At 35.2% G+C, this 26,349-nt stretch carries 28 protein-coding genes and 1 tRNA gene; 11 read left to right on the top strand and 18 right to left on the bottom strand.

Annotated features, from left to right (window positions below; genetic code table 11):
- Positions 1-119 precede the first annotated feature (119 nt).
- Genes GV828_RS01610 through GV828_RS01600 form a run of 3 tightly spaced genes read left to right on the top strand, consistent with a single transcriptional unit; the run spans position 120 to position 1,554 of the window.
- Positions 120-695, top strand: coding sequence for a MarC family protein (locus GV828_RS01610; protein ID WP_166535716.1), 576 nt, complete (start codon positions 120-122; stop codon positions 693-695).
- 54 nt (positions 696-749) lie between these two features.
- The gene (locus GV828_RS01605; protein ID WP_166535715.1) at positions 750-944 is read left to right on the top strand and encodes a hypothetical protein; all 195 of its coding nucleotides are present in this window, start codon (positions 750-752) and stop codon (positions 942-944) included.
- A 1-nt stretch (position 945) separates the two neighbouring features.
- Positions 946-1,554: an FAD-dependent oxidoreductase gene (locus tag GV828_RS01600; protein ID WP_166535714.1), complete on the top strand. Its 609-nt coding sequence runs from the start codon at positions 946-948 to the stop codon at positions 1,552-1,554.
- Positions 1,555-1,596: 42 nt separating this feature from the next.
- On the opposite strand, the gene GV828_RS01595 is transcribed toward GV828_RS01600, so the two are convergent.
- The 4 genes from GV828_RS01595 to GV828_RS01580 all read right to left on the bottom strand — a co-directional run bounded on the left by GV828_RS01595 (position 1,597) and on the right by GV828_RS01580 (position 5,014).
- Positions 1,597-3,174 carry a S41 family peptidase gene (locus GV828_RS01595; RefSeq protein WP_166535713.1) on the bottom strand — a complete coding sequence of 526 codons (1,578 nt, stop codon included), beginning with the start codon at positions 3,172-3,174 and terminating at the stop codon, positions 1,597-1,599.
- Positions 3,164-3,604 carry a deoxycytidylate deaminase gene (locus GV828_RS01590; protein ID WP_166535712.1) on the bottom strand — a complete coding sequence of 147 codons (441 nt, stop codon included), beginning with the start codon at positions 3,602-3,604 and terminating at the stop codon, positions 3,164-3,166. Before GV828_RS01590 ends, GV828_RS01595 begins: the two co-directional genes overlap by 11 nt.
- A 167-nt stretch (positions 3,605-3,771) precedes the next feature.
- The gene (locus tag GV828_RS01585) at positions 3,772-4,224 is read right to left on the bottom strand and encodes a 6-pyruvoyl trahydropterin synthase family protein (RefSeq protein WP_166535711.1); all 453 of its coding nucleotides are present in this window, start codon (positions 4,222-4,224) and stop codon (positions 3,772-3,774) included.
- Between the two features lie 19 nt (positions 4,225-4,243).
- Complete coding sequence (locus GV828_RS01580) at positions 4,244-5,014, bottom strand: enoyl-CoA hydratase/isomerase family protein (protein WP_166535710.1); 771 nt, start codon at positions 5,012-5,014, stop codon at positions 4,244-4,246.
- Positions 5,015-5,117: 103 nt separating this feature from the next.
- On the opposite strand from GV828_RS01580, the gene GV828_RS01575 reads away from it, so the two are divergent.
- From GV828_RS01575 to GV828_RS01565, 3 genes are all read left to right on the top strand, one after another.
- Positions 5,118-5,191 (top strand) — tRNA-Ala (locus tag GV828_RS01575).
- 53 nt (positions 5,192-5,244) lie between these two features.
- Positions 5,245-5,781, top strand: a complete 537-nt coding sequence (locus tag GV828_RS01570; protein WP_166535709.1) for a hypothetical protein — start codon at positions 5,245-5,247, stop codon at positions 5,779-5,781.
- Positions 5,782-6,076: 295 nt separating this feature from the next.
- Entirely contained in the window at positions 6,077-7,327 is a 1,251-nt protein-coding gene (locus tag GV828_RS01565; RefSeq protein WP_166535708.1) for an ABC transporter permease, read from the top strand.
- A 158-nt stretch (positions 7,328-7,485) separates the two neighbouring features.
- On the opposite strand, the gene accD is transcribed toward GV828_RS01565, so the two are convergent.
- From accD to tamL, 3 genes are all read right to left on the bottom strand, one after another.
- Complete coding sequence (accD, locus tag GV828_RS01560; RefSeq protein WP_166535707.1) at positions 7,486-8,340, bottom strand: acetyl-CoA carboxylase, carboxyltransferase subunit beta; 855 nt, start codon at positions 8,338-8,340, stop codon at positions 7,486-7,488.
- A gap of 67 nt (positions 8,341-8,407) precedes the next feature.
- On the bottom strand, positions 8,408-9,475 hold the full coding sequence (gene fbaA / locus GV828_RS01555; protein WP_166535706.1) for a class II fructose-bisphosphate aldolase: 1,068 nt from the start codon (positions 9,473-9,475) through the stop codon (positions 8,408-8,410).
- Between the two features lie 46 nt (positions 9,476-9,521).
- Positions 9,522-12,086, bottom strand: a complete 2,565-nt coding sequence (gene tamL / locus GV828_RS01550) for a translocation and assembly module lipoprotein TamL (RefSeq protein ID WP_166535705.1) — start codon at positions 12,084-12,086, stop codon at positions 9,522-9,524.
- Between the two features lie 43 nt (positions 12,087-12,129).
- Here tamL and GV828_RS01545 point away from each other — a divergent pair, with 43 nt between their 5' ends.
- Complete coding sequence (locus tag GV828_RS01545) at positions 12,130-12,855, top strand: TrmH family RNA methyltransferase (protein ID WP_166535704.1); 726 nt, start codon at positions 12,130-12,132, stop codon at positions 12,853-12,855.
- A gap of 13 nt (positions 12,856-12,868) precedes the next feature.
- Here the strand turns inward: GV828_RS01545 and porT are convergent, their stop codons facing one another.
- Positions 12,869-13,570, bottom strand: a complete 702-nt coding sequence (gene porT / locus GV828_RS01540) for a type IX secretion/gliding motility protein PorT/SprT (protein WP_166535703.1) — start codon at positions 13,568-13,570, stop codon at positions 12,869-12,871.
- A gap of 1 nt (position 13,571) precedes the next feature.
- The gene (gene ubiE / locus GV828_RS01535) at positions 13,572-14,306 is read right to left on the bottom strand and encodes a bifunctional demethylmenaquinone methyltransferase/2-methoxy-6-polyprenyl-1,4-benzoquinol methylase UbiE (RefSeq protein WP_166535702.1); all 735 of its coding nucleotides are present in this window, start codon (positions 14,304-14,306) and stop codon (positions 13,572-13,574) included.
- A gap of 716 nt (positions 14,307-15,022) precedes the next feature.
- On the opposite strand from ubiE, the gene GV828_RS01530 reads away from it, so the two are divergent.
- Entirely contained in the window at positions 15,023-15,343 is a 321-nt protein-coding gene (locus GV828_RS01530) for a hypothetical protein (RefSeq protein ID WP_166535701.1), read from the top strand.
- 66 nt (positions 15,344-15,409) lie between these two features.
- On the opposite strand, the gene GV828_RS01525 is transcribed toward GV828_RS01530, so the two are convergent.
- The 8 genes from GV828_RS01525 to GV828_RS01490 all read right to left on the bottom strand — a co-directional run bounded on the left by GV828_RS01525 (position 15,410) and on the right by GV828_RS01490 (position 21,550).
- On the bottom strand, positions 15,410-15,892 hold the full coding sequence (locus GV828_RS01525; protein ID WP_166535700.1) for a dihydrofolate reductase: 483 nt from the start codon (positions 15,890-15,892) through the stop codon (positions 15,410-15,412).
- Positions 15,892-16,245: a 2TM domain-containing protein gene (locus GV828_RS01520; protein WP_166535699.1), complete on the bottom strand. Its 354-nt coding sequence runs from the start codon at positions 16,243-16,245 to the stop codon at positions 15,892-15,894. The genes GV828_RS01525 and GV828_RS01520 overlap by 1 nt, the downstream gene beginning before the upstream one ends.
- Positions 16,246-16,324: 79 nt before the next feature.
- On the bottom strand, positions 16,325-17,149 hold the full coding sequence (locus GV828_RS01515; RefSeq protein WP_166535698.1) for a thymidylate synthase: 825 nt from the start codon (positions 17,147-17,149) through the stop codon (positions 16,325-16,327).
- A gap of 11 nt (positions 17,150-17,160) precedes the next feature.
- Positions 17,161-17,547 carry a four helix bundle protein gene (locus GV828_RS01510; protein WP_166535697.1) on the bottom strand — a complete coding sequence of 129 codons (387 nt, stop codon included), beginning with the start codon at positions 17,545-17,547 and terminating at the stop codon, positions 17,161-17,163.
- A 106-nt stretch (positions 17,548-17,653) separates the two neighbouring features.
- A complete protein-coding gene (locus tag GV828_RS01505; RefSeq protein ID WP_166535696.1) occupies positions 17,654-18,274 on the bottom strand; it encodes a bifunctional nuclease family protein in 621 nt (206 codons plus the stop codon).
- Between the two features lie 468 nt (positions 18,275-18,742).
- Positions 18,743-19,711, bottom strand: a complete 969-nt coding sequence (locus tag GV828_RS01500; RefSeq protein WP_166535695.1) for an electron transfer flavoprotein subunit alpha/FixB family protein — start codon at positions 19,709-19,711, stop codon at positions 18,743-18,745.
- Between the two features lie 79 nt (positions 19,712-19,790).
- A complete protein-coding gene (locus GV828_RS01495; RefSeq protein WP_166535694.1) occupies positions 19,791-20,537 on the bottom strand; it encodes an electron transfer flavoprotein subunit beta/FixA family protein in 747 nt (248 codons plus the stop codon).
- A 149-nt stretch (positions 20,538-20,686) separates the two neighbouring features.
- Positions 20,687-21,550, bottom strand: a complete 864-nt coding sequence (locus tag GV828_RS01490) for a hypothetical protein (RefSeq protein WP_166535693.1) — start codon at positions 21,548-21,550, stop codon at positions 20,687-20,689.
- 318 nt (positions 21,551-21,868) lie between these two features.
- Between GV828_RS01490 and GV828_RS01485 the strand changes: the two genes are divergently transcribed.
- The 3 genes from GV828_RS01485 to GV828_RS01475 are packed head-to-tail and all read left to right on the top strand — an operon-like array spanning position 21,869 to position 24,588.
- A complete protein-coding gene (locus GV828_RS01485; RefSeq protein ID WP_166535692.1) occupies positions 21,869-22,057 on the top strand; it encodes a hypothetical protein in 189 nt (62 codons plus the stop codon).
- Between the two features lie 53 nt (positions 22,058-22,110).
- Positions 22,111-23,916: a tetratricopeptide repeat-containing sensor histidine kinase gene (locus GV828_RS01480; protein ID WP_166535691.1), complete on the top strand. Its 1,806-nt coding sequence runs from the start codon at positions 22,111-22,113 to the stop codon at positions 23,914-23,916.
- Between the two features lie 12 nt (positions 23,917-23,928).
- Positions 23,929-24,588 carry a response regulator transcription factor gene (locus tag GV828_RS01475; RefSeq protein WP_166535690.1) on the top strand — a complete coding sequence of 220 codons (660 nt, stop codon included), beginning with the start codon at positions 23,929-23,931 and terminating at the stop codon, positions 24,586-24,588.
- A gap of 12 nt (positions 24,589-24,600) precedes the next feature.
- On the opposite strand, the gene GV828_RS01470 is transcribed toward GV828_RS01475, so the two are convergent.
- Positions 24,601-26,100 carry a DUF4407 domain-containing protein gene (locus tag GV828_RS01470; protein WP_166535689.1) on the bottom strand — a complete coding sequence of 500 codons (1,500 nt, stop codon included), beginning with the start codon at positions 26,098-26,100 and terminating at the stop codon, positions 24,601-24,603.
- Between the last annotated feature and the right edge of the window lie 249 nt (positions 26,101-26,349).

Below are 26,349 nucleotides of genomic sequence, written 5' to 3'. Positions count from 1 at the left end.
TAGATATCTGATTTAGGAATTTTTTTATAGGATTTCCTTTGGAATTTGGAATTTCTTTATTGGGATTTCTTATTTTAAATATAACCACTAATTTTGCACTTTCAAAAAAAATATATATCATGGGATTCGATTGGAGAGAAATTTTCACAGTAAGTATGGTGCTTTTTGCGGTTATTGATATTGTGGGGAGCATTCCAATCATTGTGGATTTACGCTCAAAAGTGGGGTATATTCAGTCGGAAAAAGCTTCGATTGTAGCGTGTGTGATTATGATTGCATTTCTTTTTGTGGGTGAAGAAATTTTAAAATTGATTGGGATTAACGCCAGTTCGTTTGCGGTTGCCGGCTCATTTGTTCTTTTTTTCTTGGCATTAGAAATGATTTTGGGAATTAGATTATACAAAGAAGATAATCCAAGCACGGCTTCAATTGTACCAATTGCTTTTCCTCTAATTGCTGGTGCAGGAACGATGACCACTATTTTATCACTTCGTGCAGAATATGAAAAAATCAATATTATAGTAGCTATTACCATCAATATCATTGTGGTTTACGCGGTTTTAAAATCATCTTCTAAAATCGAAAAAATATTAGGAGATAATGGTCTTGGCGTGATTCGAAAAATATTTGGGGTAATTTTATTAGCTATAGCTGTTAAATTATTTGGTGCCAATGTTAAAGGACTTTTCATATAAGCGCAAAATTGTTAGTTTTACAAATTGAAACAATAGAGAACCCATCTTTATAGCATGAAAATTTTTACATACATATTGATTGCCATTGCCCTCGCTCTTATTATTTTTAACATCACTATTTTAGATTTCGATCATCTTTTTGAAGGTGATAGTTTGGTAGGATTAATAGGAATAGCTGCTTCTTTGTGCGCTATTTTTATCTTATTGATTTTTAGAATGTCGAAAATGATTGAGGAAAAATCTAGATAAAATGTTTGATGTTTTAATAATTGGAGGCGGAGTTGCCGGCATGTCTTGTGCCTTGGTGCTGGGTTCGGCACACACAAAAATTTTTGCATCTGATAAAAAAATTGGGATTTTTACCCATCAAAAATCTTCTAATTTACAAGACGCACTTTTCAATAATGCTTATGGAATTCCTGCCGGAAAATTAGGTTCGGAATTGTTGGAAGAGAGTAAACTTCAATTGGCGTCAACGTATCCTCACGTTCAGCAAATTGAAAATGAAAAGGTGATGAAAATTGATGGGAATTATCCAAATTTTACCATTATCACTAATAAAAATTCTTATCAAACAAAAAATATTGTGGTCGCAATTAATGCTTCGAATACTTTTGCTATTGAAGGCTTGATGGAGTATGTAATTCCTCACGGAAAAATGATTCCGGAGAAAAATAGAATTCAACTTAAAAATGTCGATCATTTAGTAACCGAAGGAATTTTTGTTGCTGGAACGCTTGCCGGACACCGAAGCCAACTCTCAATTGCTTCGGGAAGTGGTGCTGCTGTAGCTACTGATATTTTAACGATATGGAATAACGGTAAGCACTCGCAACATCACGACAGCGTTAGGAAATAGTTACCCATATTTTTCTGATTATTTTGTTAAACAAAATATAATTTATTTTTGTTCCAACACCTTCTTTACCATTGCATCCTCTTGCAAAATAATTTCATAATACCGTTTATCATCAAAAAGCTGACGGGCAAATTCGGCAGCTAGATAACGTTTTACCAAAGGTTTAGCATGACTTAGGTTGAGCAAAACCGCATTTTTAACCAGATATTTTTGAAAATTATTAAAATACAAATCGGTTTCATTAATTTTTTTCTGAAAAGCTTCAAATGACAAACCTTTAAATTCGTCTCGGTTTTTTTCGAGTTCTTCAAAAGCGAAATATCCCACCAAACCAGATTGCATTAAATACGCAATTGCTTCATCACCGTGTTCCACTTCTAATGGGACAAAAATATCAGGAACAATTCCACCGCCACCGTAAACAATTCTGCCGGAAGGCGTTTTAAATTTTAAAGTATCCGCCACTTTTATACTATCGGAATCATATAATTCACCACTTTCAAAGCGTTTTTCAAAATCTTTAAAATATTCTTCACTTCCTTTGTCATAGGATTTTTGGATAGATCTTCCGGTTGGGGTGTAATATCTGGCAACAGTTAATCTTACCGCCGAACCATCACCCAAGGGCATTTCGCGCTGTACCAATCCTTTCCCGAAAGATCTTCGTCCCACAACTAAGCCGCGATCATGATCTTGAATGGCTCCGGCAAAAATTTCGCTGGCAGAAGCACTATTTTCGTTTATAAGTATATAAATTTTTCCGCTTTCAAAAATTCCTCCAGAAGTTGCATAGGTTTTGTCGATGTTTCCTTTTTTATTTTTGGTGAAAACAATTAGCAAATCGTCTTTTAAAAATTCATCGGCCATGTCAATGGCTTGGTCTAAGTAACCGCCACCATTGTCGCGCAAATCTACAACCATAGTTTTTGCACCTTTTTTTTGCAAAGATGTTAATCCGGTTTTAAATTCTTTGTAGGTGGTTTCAGCAAAACGATTGACCTTGATGTAACCAGTTTTTGAGTTAAGCATTATGGCAACATCCACACTTTTAATAGGAATGATGTCACGCGTGAGTTTAAGTTTCAATTTTTTGTTAATGCTTTTGCGGTAAACGGTTAGTTCCACATGGCTTCCGGCTTCACCACGAAGTTTGGCGAATAGCGTATCATTAGATATTTTTTTTCCAAAAAGTTTATGCTTTCCGGCATATAAAATTCTGTCGCCCGATTGAATTCCGGCTTTTGCAGCAGGACCATTTTCGATGGCTTTAATTACAGCAACCGAATCTTTGTAAACGTAAAAATTAACACCTATTCCTACAAAATCACCTTTCATAGATTGCGAAACGTGATCGAATTCATTTTTAGCAATATAAACGGAATGGGGATCCAGCTTATCTAAAATTCCAGTCACAGTTAAATCTACAATAGAATCGGTATTGATATCGTCAACGTATTCGCGATCAATAAAATCAATGAGTTTGTTGAGTTTATTTTTAGAATTAGTTCGAGAAAAAGAAACTCCTTGTGTAGGAAAATTGAGCATCCCACCCAAAATTACTCCAACGGCAAGTGCGGTGAAAATAATAATAGGAAGGTATATTTTGCTCTTATTTTTCATTGATTTCGGTTTCGGGAATTTGTACTACTTCAACGCCAGCATCTTTTAAAAATTGTATGCCAGACAAGTCTTTGTAACCTTCTTGAAAAACCACACGTTTGATTCCGGATTGATGAATGAGTTTGCTACATTCTTTGCAAGGCGAAAGTGTGATGTAAAGTGTTGCGTTTTCGCAAGATTGTGTAGATCCGGCTACTTTTAAAATGGCGTTGGCTTCAGCATGTAAAACGTACCAAAGCGTGAGTCCGTTGGCATCTTCACAACAATTTTCAAAACCCGATGGCGTTCCGTTGTAACCATCGGAAATAATCATCCGGTCTTTGACGATAATGGCGCCAACTTGCTTCCGTTGGCAATAAGACAAGCGGCTCCATTCCTTGGCAATTCGCAGGTAGGCTTTGTCATATTTATTAAGTTTGTTTTGGTCCATAAGTTTATAAGTGTGCGGAAAATTTTTCTAATAGCCCTGATTGAGCCGGGATCCATTTTGTTTTTGGCAAAAATCAAAAAGATAAAGGCGAAAGCAGGAATAGGTCCCGACGCTTTGGGAGCTGAAAATGCCTGTCCCGACGGTTCGGAATCGCTTCTGATAAAAAATTATTCGTTATCGGCCTGAAACCATTCTGCAAACGAGGTTTCGGTTTCTTGAAGACGAAGCGAATGCAGGTTGATGGTTTTTGGGAGGCGGTTTTTTATTTTTTGGGCAAAATCGATCACCATGTTTTCGCTTGTGGGCTGATAATCAACGAGAATGACGTGGTGGTTTCGATTTTTGAGTTCGTTGGCAAGTTCTAGGTGTGGCGTATTTTGGTTAAAAACGGTGGCGTGGTCAAATACGTCCACAATTTCTTCTTTGACGATTTTTTTGAGGTCCGAAAAATCAATCACCATGCCAAATTTTACGTTTTCGGGGTCGTTGATTGGGGTTCCAATAACGGTAACGGAAAGTTTATAGCTATGACCGTGGACGTTTTTACATTTTCCGTCGTAGCCGTAAAGTGCGTGTCCGGTTTCGAAACTGAATTGTTTGGTAATCCTTATTTTGCTCATGGTAATTTTTGGTGCAAATTTAGTTTTTCTTGAATTGATTTAACGCGTTTCGGCTAAAATCTGAAAGGATGAGTTTGCCGGAAATGGCAGCTCTCTCGTATAATAATTGGTCCCAATGTTCGGTGTTTTGCCAAAGAATTTTTTTGTTTTCGGACAGTGCTTCGGGGTTGAAACCGGCCATTTGGTTGAGGTATTGGTGGAGATTTTCGTCCATTTCTTCGATGGTTTCAAAAATTTTATTGTACAAATGATTTTCAAATGCCCACGAGGCAGATTTCCATTCAGTCGGGTCGAGCGCCAATTGCGACATGGCGGTTTGCCCAATTTTTTTTGAAACGGCAGGTTCAATTACAAAAGGACCAATGCCTATGGCGATTTCGGAAAGTTTTACCGCGGCGTTATTGGTGGCAAAAGTGAAATCACAAGCGCAAGCTAAACCAACGCCACCACCAACGGTTTTTCCGTGAATTCTGCCTACGATTAATTTTGGGCATTTTCTCATGGCATTAATCACGTTAGCAAAACCAGAGAAAAAATTTGTGGCTTCCACTAAATTGGAAACGGCAAGCAATTCGTCAAACGAAGCTCCAGCACAAAATGCACTCTTGCCTTCGCTTTTGAGCAAAATTAAATTGACTTCTGGATTTTTGCCTAAGTCTTCAAAAGCGAGCGTCAATTTTGCCAATAATGCCGACGGAAATGAATTTCCGGCAGGATGACTAAAAGTAATTGTCGCAATATTATTGGTAACTTGTGTGTGAATTGTACCGTTTTGCGGAGTTTCCATCATTGTGATTTTAAAGGGTAAAGATACCGATTTTGAAAAAATTTTCAATATTGAATTTTAAATTTGGAATTTGATTTATTATTGACTTTATTTGCCATGAATTATTGGGGATGTAGCTCAGTTGGCTAGAGCGTTTGGCTGGCAGCCAAAAGGTCGTGGGTTCGAGCCCCATCTTCTCCACAAGAAAGATTGCGCAGGCAATCTTTTTTTGTTTAATTTTTTTAATACTTTTCATGAAAAAAATTATTTTCTTTTTACTGACTTCTGTTTCAGTTTTTGCACAAACTGATGATAGCCGATTAACTGAAAATTTTGCTAAAATTAATTTAGGGTTGCATGGTTTGGATGCCTCGTATGAATGGGCTTTAAATGACCGATTTGTTTGGGAAAATTCGGTGGGGTTTGGTATGGGAATGGCGGTTGATGGAAATGCTGTGGAATATACTTTTAATTTTAACGATCCAGCTTTGTACGCAAAATCGGAGATGAAATATTTTTATAATTTGGGAAAACGCCAAAACAAAGGAAAAAATATTTCGAACAACGGCGGAAATTATGTGGGAATACAAACCAAATATAGTTTTGGGACGGATGCTTTTAGATTGAATAATGCGCTACTTTCTGAAGTGCATTGGGGAATTCAAAGGAGTTTAGGCGGAAATTTTTCGTTTAACACGCATATAGGTTTGGGTTATGTGAGGGATTACGATTTGAAAGATGGCGCGTTTTCGCCTACTTTTAAATTGACTTTTTCGTATGCGATTTTTTAGAGAATTTTTTATTGAAAAAATAGTAAGATAGCGGCTTTTTTGGGTCGCTATTTTTTTTTTTTTTTTTTTGAAGGTGATTTTTATCAGGATTTGCGTGAGGGATTGAAGCGGAAATCCTTTTTTCTTGCCGGCAAATGGCAAGAAAAAAGATTGTAGCGTAAAGCCCGACCCATTTTTTTCTCGGGATTGATGTGTTACTAGGGGGTTGATAAAAATGGGTCACGCCCAAATGAGCCTAAAGATTAGGATATTGACTGATTTTTGCTGAATTTTACATTTCTTAAAAATTCATACGATGATTCTTTACTTACGGTTGTTGCGGGAAAGTTTTGGTTTTGCTTTTAATGCGTTGCGCAATAATAAGTTACGAACGATTTTGTCACTTTTAGGGGTTACGATTGGTATTTTTTCGATTATTGCAGTTTTGGCTGCGGTTGATTCTCTAGACCGAAAAATTAAGAGTGATATGAGTTCGCTGGATAAAAATACGATGTATTTAAAGCGTTTTTCGTTTGCGCCAACTGAGGTTCCAAGGTGGAAACGAGAGCAATTTCCGGATGTAACGTATGATGAATTTCAGTACTTGAAAAGTTCGGTTACGGGAATGGAAAAATCTACGTATCAGTTGTTTACCAAAAGGGAGATTTTAAAATTTGAAGGGAATACGGCGAGCGATGTAAATGTGGTTCCTGCTACGAATGAGTTTGTGGAAATCCAGAGTTTGAAGTTTATGGAGGGAAGATTTTTTAATGAAGCAGAATCAAATTCGGGTGCTACGGTAGTTATTGTTGGTTACGAAATTGCAAATACTTTATTTGGAAATTTGAACCCGATGGGGCAAAAAATTCGGATTTATGGTCAAAAATTTACGGTAATTGGTGTTTTGGAAAAACAAGGTCAGGGAATGTTTGGGGATAGTAACGATACGAGTATTTATATTCCTGTGAATTTTTTGCGAAATAAATTTGGCGATCATAATGATTTTATGACGCCTATTATTGTGATTAAACCGGTGGAGAATGTGGATGTCGATGCTTTTCAGGGGGAAATTATTCAGAAATTGCGTTCAAGACGTGGCTTGAAAGCGGGTGATGACAATAATTTTTTTATAGACATACTTTCGGGGTTTACGGTTTTTATTGATCAAATTGTGGGTACGATGAACATGATAGGTTGGGCGATTTCGTTTTTTTCGCTTTTGGTGGGTGGTTTTGGCGTGGCCAATATTATGTTTGTTTCTGTTAAGGAACGTACTAATCTTATTGGTATTCAAAAATCTTTGGGAGCAAAAAATAAATTTATCTTGCTACAATTTTTGTTTGAGGCTATTATTCTCTGCTTAATTGGTGGCACCATCGGACTTTTATTGGTTTGGGGAATTGCTGCTGGATTGACAAAAATGCTCGAATTTGAATTTGTATTGAGTTTTTCTAATATTGTGATTGGAACAAGCTTGGCAATTGGGATAGGATTAATTTCTGGAATATTACCAGCGATTTCGGCTTCTAAGTTAGATCCTGTGGAAGCGATTAGAACGGGTATGTAATAACTTTTTTATAGGCTCAATAGAAATGTGAGTTGAAAGTATTAAATTGCTGCGTTAAATTATTAGGATGAATTGCTGATTTCCCCTAAATAAATTGCAAGAAAAAACCGCGAAGATTATTAAATTTTCGCGGTTTTATTATTTTATTTAAAATAAATTTATCTCAAAGGTTGGTTTAAGATTAAATCTAAGTACAGATTTACTTTGTTTTTCAACTCTTTTCTGTGGGTAATAAAATCTAAGAAACCATGTTCTAAAAGAAATTCTGCGGTTTGGAAACCTTCTGGTAAATCTTTCCCAGTAGTATCTTTTACAACGCGAGGTCCTGCAAATCCAATCAATGCACCAGGCTCAGAAATATTTACGTCTCCTAACATTGCATAACTTGCCGTTGTTCCTCCGGTTGTAGGATCTGTACAAAGGGAAATGTAAGGAATTCGTGCATCAGATAATTGGGCTAATTTCGCTGAGGTTTTGGCCAATTGCATTAACGAGTAAGCGGCTTCCATCATTCTCGCGCCACCTGATTTTGAAATCATCATGAACGGAATTTTATTTTTGATGGAATAATCAATTCCTCTGGCAATTTTTTCTCCCACAACAGCCCCCATAGAACCACCGATGAATGCAAAGTCCATACAACAAACTACTAAGTCTTTGCCTTTAGATTTTCCCACTGCCGTGCGAACCGCATCTTTCAGCTTGGTTTTGTCCATGGCATCTTTTAACCTGTCAGAGTATTTTTTGGTATCTACAAATCCCAGTGGATCTTTAGAAGTAATCTTGGCGTCAAGTTCTTTAAAATCGTTGTTATCAAATAAAATTTCGAAATATTCTTTACTTCCAATTCTAACATGGAAATCGTCTTCAGGGCTTACGTAAAGGTTTTTTGCCAATTCGTCTGCATCTACAATTTTTCCGGTTGGTGATTTGTACCAAAGTCCTTTTGGAACATCTTTTTTATCTTCGGTAGCGGTGGTAATCCCTTTTTCTGTTCTTTTAAACCAAGCCATAATTAAGGTTTTTTGGTTTAAGGTTTAAGGTTTAAGGTTTTAGGTAACTTTAAACTTTAAACTGTTTTTATAAAGTATTTACGTTGTTTAAATCTGCAAAAGCTTGCTCTAAACGTTTGTTAAAAGTTACTTCTCCCTCACGAATCCATTTTCTTGGATCGTAGTATTTTTTGTTAGGCGAATCAGCTCCTTCCGGATTTCCGATTTGTGCTTTTAAATAATCTACATTTTTGCCCATATAATCACGAATTCCTTCGGTGAAAGCAAATTGTAAATCTGTATCGATGTTCATTTTGATTACACCATAACCAATGGCTTCACGAATTTCTTCAACAGTAGAGCCTGAACCTCCATGGAAAACAAAGTCCACTGGATTTTTTTCAGTGTTAAATTTTTTCTGAACAAATTCTTGAGAATTCAGTAAAATTTTTGGAGTTAATTTAACGTTTCCAGGTTTGTAAACACCGTGAACGTTTCCAAAAGCGGCTGCAATGGTAAAACGCGGGCTGATTTTCATTAATTCTTCGTAAGCGTATGCAACTTCTTCAGGTTGTGTATATAATTTTGAACTGTCCACATCAGAGTTGTCTACGCCATCTTCTTCACCACCTGTAATTCCTAATTCAATTTCGAGCGTCATGCCTATTTTGCTCATTCTCTTCAAATAATCTTTGCAGATTTCGATGTTTTCTTCAATGGGTTCTTCCGAAAGATCAATCATGTGTGATGAAAAAAGTGATTTTCCGGTTTCGGTAAAATGTTTTTCAGATGCGTCAAGTAATCCATCAATCCAAGGCAATAATTTTTTGGCACAATGATCTGTATGTAAAATTACAGTTGCTCCATAAGCTTCTGCCAACGTATGAATGTGTTTTGCTCCGGCAATTGCTCCTAAAATGGCTGCTTTTTCATTTTCGTTTGAAAGTCCTTTTCCGGCGTTAAACATTGCTCCACCGTTAGAAAACTGAATGATAACCGGGGCTTTTAATTTTGCGGCTGTTTCTAAAACTCCATTGATGGTGCTCGAACCGGTAACATTTACTGCAGGAAGTGCAAATGCTTTTTCTTTTGCATATTGAAAAATTTCCTGTACCTGATCACCAGTGGCAACTCCTGGTTTAATGTTATGAGCCATTGTTTTTTTATTTTAAGTTGAAGCTACAAAAATAATAAATCTGAATTTAGAACGGATAATTAATTCCAATATTTAATACAGAATGTCCTAAATTATACTCTTTGAACCATCTATTTCCGATTTCTTTTCCGGGATCGTAGGTTTTAAATCCAAGGTCAATTCTAATGACAAAAAAGTTAAAATCGTATCTAAATCCAAAACCACTTCCCAAAGCGATATTTTCTAGAGATTTTAATCCGGTGAAAGTATAATCAGGATCGGTAAAGTTGTCAAGCACGTTCCAGATGTTTCCAGCATCCGCAAATATAGCTCCGTTTAATTTTCCAAACATTTTAAAACGAAGTTCTGCAGCTAATAAAATTTTCATATTGGCCTCGTTGAAATCGTTCACGCCACCAGAACTGCCCGGACCTAAAGCATAGGATTGCCAAGCTCTTATATCATTGGTTCCTCCTGCAAAATAACTTTTGGCAAACGGAATATTGTTAGAGTTTCCATAAGGAATGGCAATTCCTCCAAATGCTCTCACGGCTAAAACGCGTCCATTTGATAAATCCCAATGTTTGATAAAATCTAGTTCGCCTTTTACATATTGGGAATATTCTACGTCTAAAATCGTTTTGTTCCCATTTTGGTTTCGGCTTTCACTTCCTAAAGATGATAAAAGTCCTAAAAGATTTCCGGCTGTCTCAATTCTAGTTTTAAAAATCCAAAAATTATTGTCAAATAAATCCGTTTTTGTGGTCTTGCTATAAGCATAACTCGTGGCAACAATAAGGTTATTTTCGGTTAAGCGGTCTTTTCTTTCAGAAATACTTTCAATAATTCGTAGGTCTTCATTCGAGGTTGCAATACTGCTGTTGTTAATTACGTCATCAATAAAACCATTGGTGCCGCTTTCTACAATTAAATTGCCATTATCATCATAATAATCAGGATTGGCTTGTGCTTGATAATCTTGGGCCAAATCATTCAATCTATTGTAAGACGAACGGTAAACATTAAAATAATTTTCTTTGTTCACATTTTTTACATACTGAACATTGAATAAATCAAACCGTGAAGTCACGTTTCGTCTCGGATTCCAATTATAATACATCGCTCCGGTTAAACTTTCTTTGTCTAAACCAATATTTTGTTGTTTGGCAAAACCAAGCTGAAAAACCGTATTCGGGATCATGTTTTTCGGGATAATTTTCTCGGTATTAAATGGTGCAAAAATCCTCGGAACGCTCAATTTCACATCAGCTCCATATTCGGATAAATTAAAAAAAACATTGTTAGGATTTGCAGCGCCAAAATCATTTGACGAACCTATATTTCCGCGAAGCGACAGTTCGAGCGTTTCGGCACCTCTAAAAATGTTTCTGAAAGTTCCCGTAATTCCTCCGGAAATACCAAATGCCTGAATGTTAGAATGGGTTACATCGGCAGTTAGACCCAGTGAGAATTTTTTTCTTGGAACCAAATAAATATTGGCAATCAACGACTCTTGATTCACATCAGTAGAATCTTCTACAAACTGAATGGTGGGATAATTAAAAACTTTCAAATTATTCAAAGCTCGTGATGTCAATGTTCGTCTAAAATCGGCATATTTATATCCTTTGCTGATGAAAACCGCATCTGTCAATGCCTTAGGTTTATAACGAAGTTTATCAATACTGTACAGATTAAAATTATTATAAGTCACGCTGTCGCCAGTTCCTCTGTTCTTCGCCGAAGACGGGCTATCAGTAAAAATATTTACTTCGCTAACGGTATATAATTTAAAAGGTTTCACAACGGTTGTGTCGCCGGTTCTCACGCTTCTGTTACTAATCAAAAGTTCTACATTAGTTTTATGATTAGTATCGATAGAATCGCAAATAAAATTAATATTTGTAGGCTGAAAATAATAAGCTCCGTTGTTACGGAAATTAGTGGTGATGCGTTCGCGTTCGGCTTCAAAATTAGCCGATTTAAATTGTTCGCCAGTTTTAATTAAACTTTTGTTTTGATTTAAAACATACAAAGAATCTAAGGCTGGCGTCAAAATTTCCCGTGAAAGAGAATCAATAATGTAAGGTTGTCCCGTATTAATATTGTATTTGACCATCGCTTTTTTAGTACCAATAGTATCCACTTCATAGCTGGCTTTGGCATTAAAAAATCCATTGTTAAAATAATAAGCCCTCAAACGGGTCAAGGATTTTTCGGCACGTTTAGTGTCTAAAATTACGGGCGGTTCTCCAATTCGTTTTAAAAAATTAGGAAAACCCGAGTAAAAAAAAGATTTACCCAATCGTTCCACTTGTTTCTCCGAAAGTAAATTGCTCAATCTTTGATAGCGTTTCGGATTTTCTAAAACATTTTTTTTGAAGGATGAATCCGGATTTTGCTTGGCTAAATTGTATAAATTCAATCGTAAATTGTAACCTAAAAATGAGCTATTCGGTTGTTGGTACAATAAATTATGAATGTTTTCGTCATTTGTTTTTTCATTATTTATCAAAATTTCGTTCTCCTTTAGCAATTGTTTCCCATCCGGAACTCTTTTTACGGTGTTACAAGCGAAGAAAACGGTGGCTGTTAGCAGAAATAATGATATTTTTGTGCTGGTCTTTTTCAAGTGAAAACGTCTGTTATTTTTTAATTCAAAAATACATTTTTTTATGGTTAGTAAAAACCAAATCAAACTTATAACGTCGCTTCAGCATAAGAAATATCGAAAAGAAGAAAATTTATTTATTGCCGAAGGGAAAAAAGTCATTGGAGAGTTAATCAATGCAGGGTTTGAACTGGTTTGGCTTTTTCAAACGGACGCTGTTTTTTCTGAAAAAAATTTCCCCGTTGTCAGCATTTCTCCAAATGATTTAAAAAAATTTTCCGCACTTTCAACAGCAAATAATTGTTTGGCGGTTTTTAAAATTCCCGCTTTCGCAAAATTTTCTCACCTAGGGTTAATCCTCGCCTTAGATGACATTCGCGATCCCGGAAACTTCGGAACCATCATTCGGCTTTGCGATTGGTTTGGTATTAAAAATATTTATTGTTCAGAACAAACCGTTGACCTTTATAATCCAAAAGTGGTGCAATCTACCATGGGTTCTCTGGCAAGAGTCAACGTTTCCTACGGAAATCTTCCAGAATTTTTGCAAAAAACGAAGTTACCAGTCTTCGGGACTTTTATGGATGGCGACAATATTTACCAAGCTAATTTACCGCAAGAAGGCATCATTGTTTTAGGTAACGAAGCCAACGGAATTTCTGTGGAAGTGACAAAAACAGTTACACAAAAAATTGCCATTCCAAGATTTGGTGATATACAAGCCACCGAAAGCTTGAATGTGGCAACAGCAGCAGCAATTGTCTTGAGTGAATTTTGCCGAAGATTTTAAAACCGAAGTTTTTTTAGTGAAAGGTAAAGTTTACAAAAATCCCTCGCGTTTTCATCGAACCGATGTTTCCTGTCCAAGGACTCTCCGGATCATTGTCATAAATAATTTCATCCTGAAGCCCAAAAACCCCTCGAATTGATGGCGAAAATTTAAAATATTCCAAATAAAGATCAACCCCAAAACCTACTTCCCAATTGTTAGTCCATTGTTTCATACGAAAACGATTGTTAAAATTGTCGTCTTTTGATTTGGCATTACTTCCTAAATTCAATGTTCGGGAAACGCCACCTACTAAATACGGCCTGATGTTTCCGGTTCTTTTTGAAGAAAATTTTACCAATAATGGGAAATGAATGTAAGTGGACTTAACTTCACGTAGTGCATCGTAAGTATCAGTAAATCCTGGAAAATGTAAATCTCTCTGGGTGTAATATAATCCGGGTTCGAAACGCAAGTCTATATATTCGTGCAAACGTAAATTTCCCACCAAACCTACATTAAAACCGGTGGTTCTTTTTACCTGAACATCAGGTCCTACTTCTTTGTAATCAAATTTAAAATCGTAGGAATTAAACCCAAGAAAATAGCCCCAATGCACACGCTGCTTGTCGAAATTTTCTAGGTTAATAATAGGATCTTTGCTAAAAAGACCTTTGCCAAATTGCGCTTGCGACTTAAATGAAATCAGCAATATCAGGACACAAATTTTTCTCATGTTATTTTTTAGATGCTGTATAAATGGTTGCAGCGCCAAAAGTTTGTGGCATGTCTGCAACTTCTATAAACCCAATTTTTCTTAAAATATTGTTTAAAGCTTCGCCAAAAGGAAAATTTGATGCAGATTCTGACAAATATCCGTAAGCGCTATCGTCTTTTGAAAATAACTTACCAATGAGTGGCAAAATATGTTTGGTATAAAAACGATAAAACTGTTTAAACGGTGTTTTGGTAGGATTTGAAGTTTCGAGAATCACGAGGTTTCCGCCGGGTTTGAGCACGCGAAGAATTTCTTCTAATCCTTTGTTGAGGTTCTCGAAATTTCTAATTCCGTAGGCAACCGTAACGGCATCGAAAGAATTATCTTCAAAAGGTAAGTTTTCCGAATCGCCTTGGATCATTTCTATTTTATGGGAAAGATTTTTGGTGGCAATTTTTTTTCGGCCTACTTCAAGCATTCCTTCGGAAAGGTCTAATCCTACAATTTTTTTTGCAGAAGTTGCGGTCATCAAAATGGCTAAATCTCCGGTTCCGGTGGCAATGTCTAAAATATTTTCGGGATTCTTGGCGGCAATCATTTTTAATATTTTTTTCTTCCAGCCTGCATCAGTACCAAAAGAAATCACGCGGTTCATATTATCGTAACCACCGGCAATGTTGTCGAACATTTGTTCTACTTGCTTTTTTTTGCCGAGTTCGGAGTTTTTATACGGAGTAACTTTTTCAGATTTCATAATCAAATTTTGCCAAAGATACGATTTTTTAGTCGGGAGTTTTTTGTTGGAAGTTTGGAGATTTTTGCCACAGTTTTTTTTTACAAAGTTCCAAAGTTCCAAAGTTGCAAAGTTGCAAAGTTGCAAAGTTGCAAAGTTTTAAAATTGAAAGTTGGTGATTTGAAATTAATATTGGTATTGACATTGGAATTACCCTTTATCGTGGAATTTGGGCTTGAGCGACAGCGAACAAATGAAGCAATTTCTTTATTTGAATTTGTGTTAGCTTGGGATTTTTTTATTGCAAATTTTACCTTATAATGCATTAAACAACATTGAAGGAGTTTTTCTGGCGAAGCCGCAAAGTCGCGAAATTAATCACTTGATTTTTGAGATTGAAATTGTTATTGAAATTGAGATTGAAATTTCGAGTTTTTTTTTATTGGAATTTTTTTCCTGAACCTTTCTAAAAATTCCCTTTGCTTATCCTTTAGCCCTGATGGTAGTAACTATCCTTTTATTGTGAGCTTGCGGAGCAAAAGCGTACAATGAAAGATAGTACGAACAGCAGGAATTACAATTAAAAAACTGCCCGAGCGATTGGCTTCTTATATTTTTTAAAATGGGAAAAATGGCATCACTAAATTTAGTGATATAGAAATTTACCCAAATTTGGCGATTGTGTGGGATTGTTTATTTGCGCAATTTTACAATGTTAAACAAGAAGAAATAGTTATATGTTTTCAAGGGTAATTTTAGCAGAAATAAAATGGGTGTTTTTGGCACTGGCTATCTCATTTTTTCTCTTGAACCTTATCGACGGTGCAGCGTTTTATGAACGTCAATCCGGTTTTGGGGTGCCTCAAACGTTCTTAGGGTTAAATTTGTTTTTGGAAATTTTAGTTTTTTTTGTCTTTAGTGCCTTTGTGGTATTTGGTGTTAAAGGCTTTTTCGAGATGTATTCTCGAAAGTTCGCCAATGTCATTATCCTTATTTTAGGGATTGTGATGGCAGTGGTGATTTTTATTTTAAGTTATCAGATTTTGTTCGGAGAATGAGCTGATTTATTAGAAAACATATAAGTTTGACTGGACATCTCGGAGTTTGCTTCGGGATGTCTTTTTTTATTTTCTGATGTAAGTTTCGTAGGTAAATGCGTATTGGTGTTTTTCATCAGCGGGATGATAAACGGATTCTTGTAATTGCCATTCTTGCAGGTTAAATTCTGGGAAAAAAGCATCGGCATCGAAACTTTCGTGTACGCGTGTGAGTTCGATTTTATTGGCAAAAGGAAGGGCGAGTTTGTAAATTTCGCCTCCACCAATGATGAAAATTTCTTGGTTTTTTGGGCAAAGTGATAAGGCTTCCTGAAGATTTTTGGCCACGAGGCAACCTTCGGGGGCCTTGTATTTTTGTCGGGTAATGATTACAGAAGTACGGTTTGGCAAGGGTTTTGGAAAACTTTCGAAAGTTTTTCTGCCCATGATGATATGATGTCCGGAAGTGATTTGCTTAAATCTTTTAAAATCGTCCGGAAGATGCCAAAGCAAATCGTTGTTTTTGCCAAGTGCATTATTTTCGGCTGCTGCCGCAATCATTGTAATCATTATAAATGGGCTTGATTTTCGGGATTTTGTTTTTCTACTTTAGCAGAAATTTGCTGCATTTTTCTTTCTTGCTTGGCTACCAATTTGTCGATTTGGGCACGTTCCCAGTTTTTGTTCATAAAACTATCGGTGATGAAAACCCTGATAAAATGGAGCGTGAATAAAAATCCCCAGATTACAATGGCCCAAATATCCCAATCCGCTTCCGGGAAAAAATCGAGTTTTAAAACCCTGCGAACTAATAAAAAAAACAAACTTCCTACAAAAAATAAAACGAAGTGGAAGTACAGGCGTTTTTTTTGACGCATTCTTTTGCGGGCGTATTCGTAAAGTTCATGTTGGTTGGTTTCCATTTTTTTAGTAGTATTAATTTTAAAGATAGTTAAAAATTAAAATATTAAAGAAATTGAATGATATTTTTTTTAGAAAAATTTATACCGCAACAGCGCCTTTGATATGCGGGTGAGGTTCGTAACCTTCCAAAGTGAAATCTTCAAATTTAAAGTCGAAAATATTTTTGATTTCCGGATTTAGGATCATTTTTGGCAAAGGTTTTGGCTCGCGCGACAATTGTAATTCTAACTGTTCGATGTGGTTGTTGTAAATGTGAGCATCGCCAAAAGTATGCACAAAATCTCCCGGTTGTAAATCGCAAACCTGAGCAATCATCAGCGTTAACAATGCATACGAAGCAATATTGAAAGGAACGCCAAGAAAAATATCGGCACTACGTTGGTAGAGTTGGCAAGATAATTTTCCGTTGGCAACGTAAAATTGAAAAAAGGCGTGACACGGCGGCAACGCTACTTTTCCGTTGGCTACATTTTCGGAAAATGATTGAGAAGTATCTGGTAAAACCGAAGGGTTCCAAGCCGAAATTAACATTCTACGGCTGTTGGGATTGGTTTTTAAGATATCGATTACTTCGCTAATTTGGTCGATTTGTTCATTGTTCCAGTTTCGCCATTGAAAACCATAAACGGGACCTAAATCGCCATTTTCATCGGCCCATTCATCCCAAATTTTTACACCATTTTCTTTGAGATACCCAATATTGGTTTCGCCTTTTAAAAACCAAAGCAATTCGTAAATAATGGATTTTAAATGCAATTTTTTAGTTGTAACCAAAGGAAATCCTTCCGAAAGGTCAAAACGCATTTGATGTCCGAAAACACTAATGGTTCCGGTTCCAGTTCGGTCGCCTTTTTGGGTTCCGTTAGCTAAAACATGTTTGACAAGGTCGTGGTATTGCTGCATATTTCTATGGTTTAGGGTGAAAGGTTAGGGGTGAAAGGTGTTTGTAATTTAGATAAATATTTGATAAAAGCTGATATCCTTCGTTGTAAAATTTGTATGTTTTCCAAAGCCTTTTTCGCTGTTTCCTGATTAATTAGATCTAAATCAAGACATAAAATTAAATGACTTTCTAATTCAAAACAAGAGCCTAAACTAATTTGTAAAAATCTGGAAAAATCTTTTTGAGAATCTTTTGCTGAGCCTTCAGCTATATTTGAGGGAATTGAAATCACACAACGTTTTATCTGTGAAGTGAGCCCGAATTTTTCATTCTCCGGAAATGTCTCGCAAATACTATATATTTCTTTTACGAGTAGCCTGCTTTCTTTCCAAATATCAAGGTCTTTAAAATTTCTCATTGTGTATGGCAAAAATAAATTATTAAATTGTAAGGTAAAACGCTCTGGTCAATATCATCACTTTGCGAGAAAACCTTGAAACATTTACCCTAAACCTTTCACCTCATCACGATTCTCTTTTGCTGATTTCGTCTCTAATTTTGGCGGCTTTTTCGTAATCTTCGTTTTGCACTGCGGTTTCGAGCAGTTCGTGTAGCTCTGATAAACTATGTTTATGATAGCTTTCGCCAGGTTTTTCTTGGTTGATATTTTCGTTGGAAGATAACATTTCGTCTAAGTCGTCTTGTTCTTCGTTTTCGTTTTCCTCAGGATTGGATTTTAGGTATATTCCGGCTTTATCTAAAATATTTTTGTAGGTAAAAATCGGTGCATTGAAACGCAATGCCAATGCAATTGCATCAGAAGTTCGGGCGTCGATGATTTCTTCAATTTTATCGCGTTCGCAAATGATACTTGAGTAAAATACACCATCTACTAATTTGTGAATAATGACTTGTTTGACCACAATATCGAATCTTTCGGCAAAATTGCGGAATAAATCGTGGGTTAACGGTCTTGGCGGTTTGAGCTCGGCTTCTAGTGCTATGGCGATGGATTGTGCTTCGAATGCTCCAATAACAATGGGCAATTTTCGTTCGCCATCAACTTCGTTTAAGATCAAAGCGTAAGCGCCATTTTGGGTTTGGCTGTATGAAATTCCTTTTATGGTTAGTTTTACTAAACTCATTGTTTTTATTAACGATTTCGTTTATTTGGTGTCAATGTTCTGTATGGTAAAAAAGCAATGCCTTTGCGTTTTTTTAGCCACTTGAAATTTACTTATATTTTTTTATTGTCGAAAATTTTTTCGGCAAAGTTTGGCAAAAATGGATTGCTTTTTTAGCCCTGATCCCGAAGTTTCGGGAGATAAGCCTTTTTGTTTTTTGCCAAAAAAATAAAAAGCTTTGGAAGGAAGGCAGGAAAATGGTGTCACACAATGCCCGAGCCATTCGCTTCTAAAAAAATTTTCAGTAATCAGTTTCCTGTAAGCCGTTTTGACTTTGGTTTTGGAATAATTTCTGAAAAATCAAAAAAAATCTGAAACAAGTTCCGGAGAATCTGAAAAAAGTTTAGATTAAAAAAAGGGCTATCTGAATCTTGGTATTTCTACCTAAATTTAGATAGCCCTGATATGGGCAAAGTTAAAAAATTTTTCTTAGGAATTATTGGCCTTAAATTCTTTAATTTTTTCGGTGAGTTTTGGTACGATTTCGAACGCGTCGCCTACGATTCCGTAATCTGCAACCTTGAAAAATGGCGCATCTGGATCTTGGTTGATGACTAATTTTACTTTGGAAGAGTTGATCCCGGCGATGTGCTGGATGGCGCCAGAAATTCCTACGGCAACGTAAAGATTGGTAGCTACGGGTTTTCCGGTTTGACCTACGTGTTCGCTGTGAGGTCTCCATCCTAAATCGGAAACGGGTTTTGAACAAGCGGTTGCGGCACCAAAAGCAGCGGCAAGATCTTCGAGCATTCCCCAGTTTTCTGGACCTTTTAGTCCACGACCTCCCGAAACAACAACTTCGGCATCGGCAATGGTTACTTGTCCGGTTACTTTTTCTACGGATTCTACTTTTACACCAAAGTCGTTTTCACCAATTGCTGGAGAAAAATCTTCTTGAGATAGGGAAGAAGCACTTTCTTTTATTCCGTAAGAATTTTTGGCTAATCCTAAAACTTTTACATCCGTTGCGATTTCGGTAATGTTGAAGGCTTTGTTAGAAAAAGCGTTTCTTTTTACCTGAAAAGGTGAGGTGCTTATCGGAAGTCCAACCACGTTTGAAGCATAACCTGCGTTTAAAGATACGGCAACAAGTGGCGCCAAATAAAGGCTATCTGTTGTTGACGAAAGTAAAATTACTTTTGCGCCTTCTTTTTCAGCAGCTTGTTTTACCACATCAGCATAAGCTTTGGCGGTAAATTTTGAAAGTTTGTCGTTGTTTACTTTCAAAACTTTATCAACACCATATTTAGAAAGTTCCGAAACGTCGCTTGCGTTAATAGTAACGGCTGTAACGGTTGTTCCAAGAGATTCTGCTACTTTTTTTCCGTAAGAAGCTAATTCAAATGCTACTTTTTTAAATTTTCCTTCGGCAGATTCTGCGTATATTAAAATTGACATAATTTTTTTAATTTAAAGATTGAAAAATTTAAGGATTTAAAGATTTCAAAAATTAGTAATTCGTATTTTTTATTCCTGATTAAATTACTTTAGCTTCGTTGTGTAACAAATTAACAAGTTCATCCAAATTGTCAGGACTAATTAATTTTACCGCCGATTTTGGAGCGGGTTTTTCAAATTTTACCGCTTTTGTATTTACCGAAGCGTCAACTGGTTCAAGCACGTTTAAAGCCTTGGTTCTGGCAGTCATGATGCCACGCATGTTTGGGATGCGAAGGTCTTTTTCTTCAACCAAACCTTTTTGTCCACCGATAATTAAGGGTAAAGAAGTAGAGACGGTTTCTTTTCCACCATCGATTTCACGAACTGCTTTTACATTATTTCCTTCAACGGTTAAGTTGATGCAAGAATTTAAGAAGTTCATTCCGGTTATTCCGGCAATCATTCCGGGAACCATTCCACCGTTATAATCTAAGGATTCTTTTCCGGCGATGACCAAATCATATCCACCATTTTTTATCACTTCGGCTAATTGTTTTGCTACAAAAAAACCGTCGGTTGGGTTGGCATTCACACGAATGGCTTCGTTAGCACCAATGGCCAAAGCTTTTCTAAGTGTAGCTTCGGTTTCCGGACCACCAACGTTTACAACAGTTACGTTAGCACCTTGTTGTTCTTGGAACCAAATGGCTCTGGTAAGACCAAATTCGTCGTTAGGATTAATTACAAATTGAACACCATTTGTGTCAAATTCCGAATCACCATTGGCAAAATTAATTTTGGATGTGGTATCCGGAACGTGGCTGATGCATACTAATATTTTCATTTCGATATAGAATTTATAGTTGATTTTTCAGGTGTCGAAAATAAGCAAATTATTCGAAATAAAAAACTATGCACGCATAATATTTAGCTGATTAGTGTAGAACTATTTCGTTTTCGTAGGAAAATGATTATTTGTGGGTTGAGAATGCTCTATTTTCGAGGTTTATCTATAATGTACTTGTTAATTATATATTGAGTAACTGGTTTTAAATCTTTTTTGGTCACGGGATGAACTCCATCGCAAGAAAAAAATTCAACCTCTTTAATGTTAGGCTTACTGTAATATATAACCGCTTTTCCGTTTTTAAAAAATACGGTGTTGCTATCTGGCGTAATTTTTTTGAAATTTTGTAGTGTTTCTTCATGAAGTGAAACGATGTTGGTGTAATGCATAATTCCCATCGTGGTATTATCATCACAATTTATTCTTTCATAATGATCTCCATTCCAAATCATACACTTTTTTTCAGTTGATTTATAGTAGAAAAATCCGCCAATACTTACGATTACACATGTGACTAAAAACAAAGATATTTTTGAAAACGAAAAGCTTTTGTCTGAACTAACATTTTTTACTGGAACTGTTTCATTTCGAGTAACTGTCACAAAGGAGTTGTTAACTTTGTTTTCTACTGATTCGCCAACTTTGTTTTCATCTTTATTCCGAAATTTAGCAAATGGTCTATCTTCAAATCCCACCAAAAGAGCAGCCATATTTAAAGTTGAAGCTAAACTAGGATTTCCTTCACCACGAAAAAATTTACTTACATTTTTAAACTTGTCAACATGAATATTCTTTATATGAGTTGATAATGAACCCTCTTTTCTTTTTTCAAAAAAAATTTCCAAAATCTGCTTGTCCGAAGCAGCTAATTCCTGCAGTGAAATTTCTAAACACAGTTTTTTCAAATTCCCGGAGGTTGGGTCAAACAAAAAGTCGGCGTTTTTACCATTTTTTTCTGATTCATATTTCGCAATCACAGCATTTTTATATTTTTCAAAAGCGCTATTCATTTCAAACTATTTAGAAATTATTAGAAAAGGTTGGAAACCTGTGGAATTATTAGAAATCTTAGAAAATATCAGAGTTTTAGCTGGATTCCGATAGTTACTTTGCCTCGTAAATCAGTTCCCGGGTTTTTGATGCATCAGAAACAAATGTACAAAACTGATTTACAAAAACAGAATGGTTTTCAGGTGATTGGAAACAAGTTGGGAAGATTTTTTTTGTAGTCCCTGAAACCATTTTTTCTTCCCAAAAAATCAGGATGCTTTTCTTGGAAAAATCATTTCCAAGATGGCTTTTGTAAAATTTTTAATTTCTTAAAAAAAATGAAAAAAATTGTGTTCATACTTGCTTTAGCGAGCAGCATGGCTATGGTTTCCTGCGAAGCAGATGAAGTAGCCGAAAAAACTTCTTTAACAAATCAAATAGCGACTGATTCCGGAGGCGATGGTATTGCAACTCCTGTAAAACCGCCACCACCGCCACCACCAGGAAACGGAATAAATAATCCGTAAGTTTCGCTTTTTTCAAAACAATTTTATTATTTTCGGGGGAAATTCTTTACAAAATGAAGCAATGTCCCCCGATTGTTTTTTTATTGTTATTCTTTCAAATCTCTTGTGTACAACCTGAGAGAGAAAAAAATATTGGTACTTCTAAATCTGATGCTTACACCTCACTTTATTTAAAGATTGAAAAACAAGTCGAAGAAAAGACAATTGATTTATCAAGGTCGTTTGACCAATTAAAAAAAATGGCCACAACAAGCTCTTATCAAGGCGGTTATTTTTATTTAAAGGGAAAATATTTTGAAGATAAAAACCGCGACAGCAGTTTTATTTATTTTGAAAAATCGGTGGCACAATATCGCAAAGCTAATGACAGTTTGCGTGCCGGTTTTAGTTTAATACAATTAAGTGCTTTGCAAAAACGGGAAGCTGATTATTTTGGGGCAGAAACCGCGTTGGTTCAAGCTGAAATTTTAATGCAAAATCAAGATATTGCTTATAGAGTCAATCTTTACAATGCAATGGGCTTGCTTTACAGAGAATTATTTGATTATAAAAATGCGATAAAATATTTTAACAAAGCCATTGATTTAGAGCCAGATTTCACCACCAAAAATTACATGACTGTAAACGTTTCCTTGGTTTATATTGATATCCAAAAATACAATGATGCCATTGTAATGTTAGATTCTCTTTTAAAAATTGTTCCGGAAGATGATAAGTCTTTACGCTCTAAAATATTGTCAAATAAAGGTTATGCTTTGTATAAATCCGGTGATATTTCGGGGTTAAAGTTTTTAGATGAAGCCAAAAGTATTATCAATCCCGCTGATTTTCACAGCATAATTTCTATTGATTTGAGAATGGCCGAAGTCTTGGCACGGGAAAATTTGGCGAAAGCCAAAAAATTAGCGGAAAATGCATTACAGCTTTCTAAAAAAATCGAAAATCCGGATGACCAACTTAAAGCTTTAGAATTGTTGATTGCTTCCGAAGTTGTTGGTTTGCAACGAAAAAATTATATAAACGACTACATTTCTATAAACGACAGTATTCGCAAAGTTCGCCAACAAGCTAAAAACCAGTTTGCCAAATTGCGCTACGACTATACATCAGCCGAAGAAGCGATGTTGAAAGCCCGAACCGAAGCGGCAGAAAATAAACTACGGGCTCAAAAATCAAGAATTTTTAATGTGGTATTGTTTATCGTGATTGTTTTTGCATTGTTCGTTTTTTTATTGTTAAGGCGAATTGCTGCAGCCAAACATGCCAATGAAAAAATTCGGGAAACTTATAATACAGAAATCCGATTGTCAAAAAAAGTGCATGATGAATTAGCAAATGACCTTTATAATGTGATGGCTTTCGCTGATTTACAAGCGATTGATTCGGATTCAAAAAATAGGCTTTTGACCGATTTGGATGATTTGTACCAACGAACCCGAAATATTTCGCGTGTAAATGCTACTGTGGAAACTGGAGAAAAATATAGTGTTCATCTCAAAGAAATGATTTCGGATTTTCAAAACAATCAACTAAATGTGGTTTTGAAAGGGTTTGATTCCATCAGCTGGAACGCTTTGAACGAAAGTAAAAAAATCAATTTTTTCCGGGTGTTGCAAGAACTTTTAATTAATACTAAAAAACACAGTCAAGCCACAATTTGCCTGATTTCGTTTGAAGAAAAAACGGGTTTTTTAGAAGTGGTTTTTTCCGATAATGGTGTTGGATTCAATTTTGAAGAAAATATTTTTAAAAATGGTTTGCAAAATGTGGAAAACCGTATTCGTCAAGTCCGGGGAAGCATTATTTTTGAACCGAATTACAATAAAGGTTTTAAAGTCGTTATGAAGATTCCGTTTTAAAAAATAAAAAGGATGAAAAAGATATTAATCGCAGAAGATATTGATAGTATTAACCAAGGAATCGCTTCAATTTTTAAAAAAAATGCCAACCTTGAAATTCACCACGCAAAATATTGCGACGATGCTTTTTTGAAAATAAAAAAGGCAATAATTGACGGCGTTCCGTTTGATTTGTTGATTACAGATTTATCGTTTAAACCTGATCACCGGACTGTTATTCTGCAATCGGGCGAGGAATTGATAAAAGCGGTAAAATCCGAACAATCCGCTATAAAAATTATTGTTTACTCAATTGAAGACAGAAGTTTTAGAATCAAAACTTTGTTTAATGAAGGCATCGATGCATACGTTTGTAAAGGAAGGCAAGGTTCGGTTGACTTGTTAAATGCGGTAAAAGCTGTAACAGCTAACGAACGGTATATTTCTCCGGAATTATCTCACTTAATTGTAAATCCCGCAATGCTGGAAATAGACGATACTGATATTGATCTTCTACGCTTGTTGGCACAAGGATTTACCCAAGATGAAATTGGCAAAAAATTTAAGGAAATGGGGAAAAGTTCGTCAAGTCTTAGCAGTGTTGAAAAGCGCATGAATAAATTAAAAATTTATTTTAAAGCAAAAAATGCGGTTCATTTGGTTGGGATTGTGAAAGATATGGGGGTGGTTTAGTATCGGAATTTGTCAGTTTAGGTGGTTTCTTTTAAAATCTTCAATTTTCTCTCTTGCTATTTTATTTTGAACAGAAGCAATCTCTGTAATAAGTTCTTTATGAAGTTCATTTTCTATTTTCACTCTGTCTTTAAGCTGTTTTTGCTCTGCTTCAAATTCAATTTCTCTTAATTTTTGTTGATGCAATAGATATTCTGATGTTTTTTCGTCTAATTCCAGTTCTAAATCTTTTTCTTTTCTGTATATTGCTCTGTCGTAAGCACCTATTGGAGTAGCTATTTTTGCTATAGTTGGTAGAATTTCAATAGTGAAAAATAAAATTCTAATGAGCCAAAGTAAAAATAAAATAGTTGCACCTTCAGAATCATATTCGCTAACCCATTCTAATTTTGATGGTTGAATTTCTGATGATTGATTATTTGATGCTGCATTTACTGATAAACTATCAGTTTTATATTTATTTGATAATGAATCAATATTTTTCTTTACAACGGGCTTTAATACTTTACGATGTGTTTTTGCCAAATCTTCTAATACCATAAAATTAAACACAAAACTATTATCGTGTTTTGATAGAATTGAATCTATTTTAGAACCTGCACTTTCTACTTTGTCAGTTCCTTTTTTAATTTTGTCATTTATATTTTTCTTTTCTTCTCCTAAATCAACAAGTTCTTTTTTTCTTTCTTCTATCCAGTTTTTTTTATAAACTTCTAACTCTCTTTTTTTAGGGAAATAATTTTTATTACCATAATTTGCCATATTATTTTTAGCAATACTTCTCTGTTTAGAAATTTGGTAATATCTCTCCATATTTTCACTATTATATGCGTTTATGGCTTGAGAGTTTAGATTATTGTATTTGTTTTTGTATGAAATATATTTACTTTCTGCATTTTTAAATTCTCTTTTAAGGTTATCATATTCTACATCATTTTGAGGTTCACCTTTGGATAATAAATTGTTTAATTCATTAATATTCCCTTCTAAATTACTCGATATTTCTTTTTTACCGTCAATATCTTCAATAGTACTTTGTCCATAAATAATATTCAAAGTTTTGTCTTGCTTAAATTTATTTTTGTGAATATCAATACTATCTCTAAATATGAGTAATTCTAAGGGTATTGAAATGATAAATGCAATGAGTATGGCTAAAACTGCTCTGGACAAAAAAGGAATCCAAAAATTTTGTTCTTTTTTAGTGGGGTCTTTTTTTAAAGTTACAACCATACTTCTATCGATACTAAATATCAATGAAGCCCAAATAATCCCAAAAACTACTGATGTAACATAACTTTCCCCAAAATAGTAACCTGCGTAGCTTCCAGAAAAGAAAGCTAATAAAGTGGTCATAAAAATTGTAAAGCCTATTCCTGCTTGTCTGTTATAGTCTGTCGGGCATTCTTTTAAAATACTAATTTCGGCTCCCGACAATAGCCAAAAGAAATATTGAATTTTTGAATACTTTTTATCAAAACTTTTTGATTTTGATTTAGAAGTTTTGCTCATAATTTTTTCTTATTGAATTATATATTGTTTTTCTTGTTGAATAAATTTGAAAATAAGGTTTAATAAAAATAAATTGTAATAACAAAAATTTTGCTATCCAAAATAGAATTATAACGATTGCGTTTTCAGATGTTTTAACTTGATAGTATAAAGAAAATAGGTGTTTTATTATTTTATATTTACCATAATCGTCTCCTTTTATTATCAAGTCATAAAAAATTTCTATTTCAAAAATTTTTAAATTTAGTA

It is taken from the genome of Flavobacterium ichthyis (assembly GCF_009915155.1).
In the GTDB taxonomy this organism is placed as follows: Bacteria; Bacteroidota; Bacteroidia; order Flavobacteriales; family Flavobacteriaceae; genus Flavobacterium; species Flavobacterium ichthyis.
Note: the sequence above shows the minus strand (reverse complement) of the source record. Positions and strands in the feature narration are given on the sequence as shown.

Coding starts and splice junctions, on each gene's coding strand:
- GV828_RS01610 (WP_166535716.1), top strand. CDS start 120: ATGGGATTCGATTGGAGAGAAATTTTCACAGTAAGTATGGTGCTTTTT.
- GV828_RS01605 (WP_166535715.1), top strand. CDS start 750: ATGAAAATTTTTACATACATATTGATTGCCATTGCCCTCGCTCTTATT.
- GV828_RS01600 (WP_166535714.1), top strand. CDS start 946: ATGTTTGATGTTTTAATAATTGGAGGCGGAGTTGCCGGCATGTCTTGT.
- GV828_RS01595 (WP_166535713.1), bottom strand. CDS start 3,174: ATGAAAAATAAGAGCAAAATATACCTTCCTATTATTATTTTCACCGCA.
- GV828_RS01590 (WP_166535712.1), bottom strand. CDS start 3,604: ATGGACCAAAACAAACTTAATAAATATGACAAAGCCTACCTGCGAATT.
- GV828_RS01585 (WP_166535711.1), bottom strand. CDS start 4,224: ATGAGCAAAATAAGGATTACCAAACAATTCAGTTTCGAAACCGGACAC.
- GV828_RS01580 (WP_166535710.1), bottom strand. CDS start 5,014: ATGATGGAAACTCCGCAAAACGGTACAATTCACACACAAGTTACCAAT.
- GV828_RS01570 (WP_166535709.1), top strand. CDS start 5,245: ATGAAAAAAATTATTTTCTTTTTACTGACTTCTGTTTCAGTTTTTGCA.
- GV828_RS01565 (WP_166535708.1), top strand. CDS start 6,077: ATGATTCTTTACTTACGGTTGTTGCGGGAAAGTTTTGGTTTTGCTTTT.
- accD (WP_166535707.1), bottom strand. CDS start 8,340: ATGGCTTGGTTTAAAAGAACAGAAAAAGGGATTACCACCGCTACCGAA.
- fbaA (WP_166535706.1), bottom strand. CDS start 9,475: ATGGCTCATAACATTAAACCAGGAGTTGCCACTGGTGATCAGGTACAG.
- GV828_RS01545 (WP_166535704.1), top strand. CDS start 12,130: ATGGTTAGTAAAAACCAAATCAAACTTATAACGTCGCTTCAGCATAAG.
- porT (WP_166535703.1), bottom strand. CDS start 13,570: ATGAGAAAAATTTGTGTCCTGATATTGCTGATTTCATTTAAGTCGCAA.
- ubiE (WP_166535702.1), bottom strand. CDS start 14,306: ATGAAATCTGAAAAAGTTACTCCGTATAAAAACTCCGAACTCGGCAAA.
- GV828_RS01530 (WP_166535701.1), top strand. CDS start 15,023: ATGTTTTCAAGGGTAATTTTAGCAGAAATAAAATGGGTGTTTTTGGCA.
- GV828_RS01525 (WP_166535700.1), bottom strand. CDS start 15,892: ATGATTACAATGATTGCGGCAGCAGCCGAAAATAATGCACTTGGCAAA.
- GV828_RS01520 (WP_166535699.1), bottom strand. CDS start 16,245: ATGGAAACCAACCAACATGAACTTTACGAATACGCCCGCAAAAGAATG.
- GV828_RS01515 (WP_166535698.1), bottom strand. CDS start 17,149: ATGCAGCAATACCACGACCTTGTCAAACATGTTTTAGCTAACGGAACC.
- GV828_RS01510 (WP_166535697.1), bottom strand. CDS start 17,547: ATGAGAAATTTTAAAGACCTTGATATTTGGAAAGAAAGCAGGCTACTC.
- GV828_RS01505 (WP_166535696.1), bottom strand. CDS start 18,274: ATGAGTTTAGTAAAACTAACCATAAAAGGAATTTCATACAGCCAAACC.
- GV828_RS01500 (WP_166535695.1), bottom strand. CDS start 19,711: ATGTCAATTTTAATATACGCAGAATCTGCCGAAGGAAAATTTAAAAAA.
- GV828_RS01495 (WP_166535694.1), bottom strand. CDS start 20,537: ATGAAAATATTAGTATGCATCAGCCACGTTCCGGATACCACATCCAAA.
- GV828_RS01490 (WP_166535693.1), bottom strand. CDS start 21,550: ATGAATAGCGCTTTTGAAAAATATAAAAATGCTGTGATTGCGAAATAT.
- GV828_RS01485 (WP_166535692.1), top strand. CDS start 21,869: ATGAAAAAAATTGTGTTCATACTTGCTTTAGCGAGCAGCATGGCTATG.
- GV828_RS01480 (WP_166535691.1), top strand. CDS start 22,111: ATGAAGCAATGTCCCCCGATTGTTTTTTTATTGTTATTCTTTCAAATC.
- GV828_RS01475 (WP_166535690.1), top strand. CDS start 23,929: ATGAAAAAGATATTAATCGCAGAAGATATTGATAGTATTAACCAAGGA.
- GV828_RS01470 (WP_166535689.1), bottom strand. CDS start 26,100: ATGAGCAAAACTTCTAAATCAAAATCAAAAAGTTTTGATAAAAAGTAT.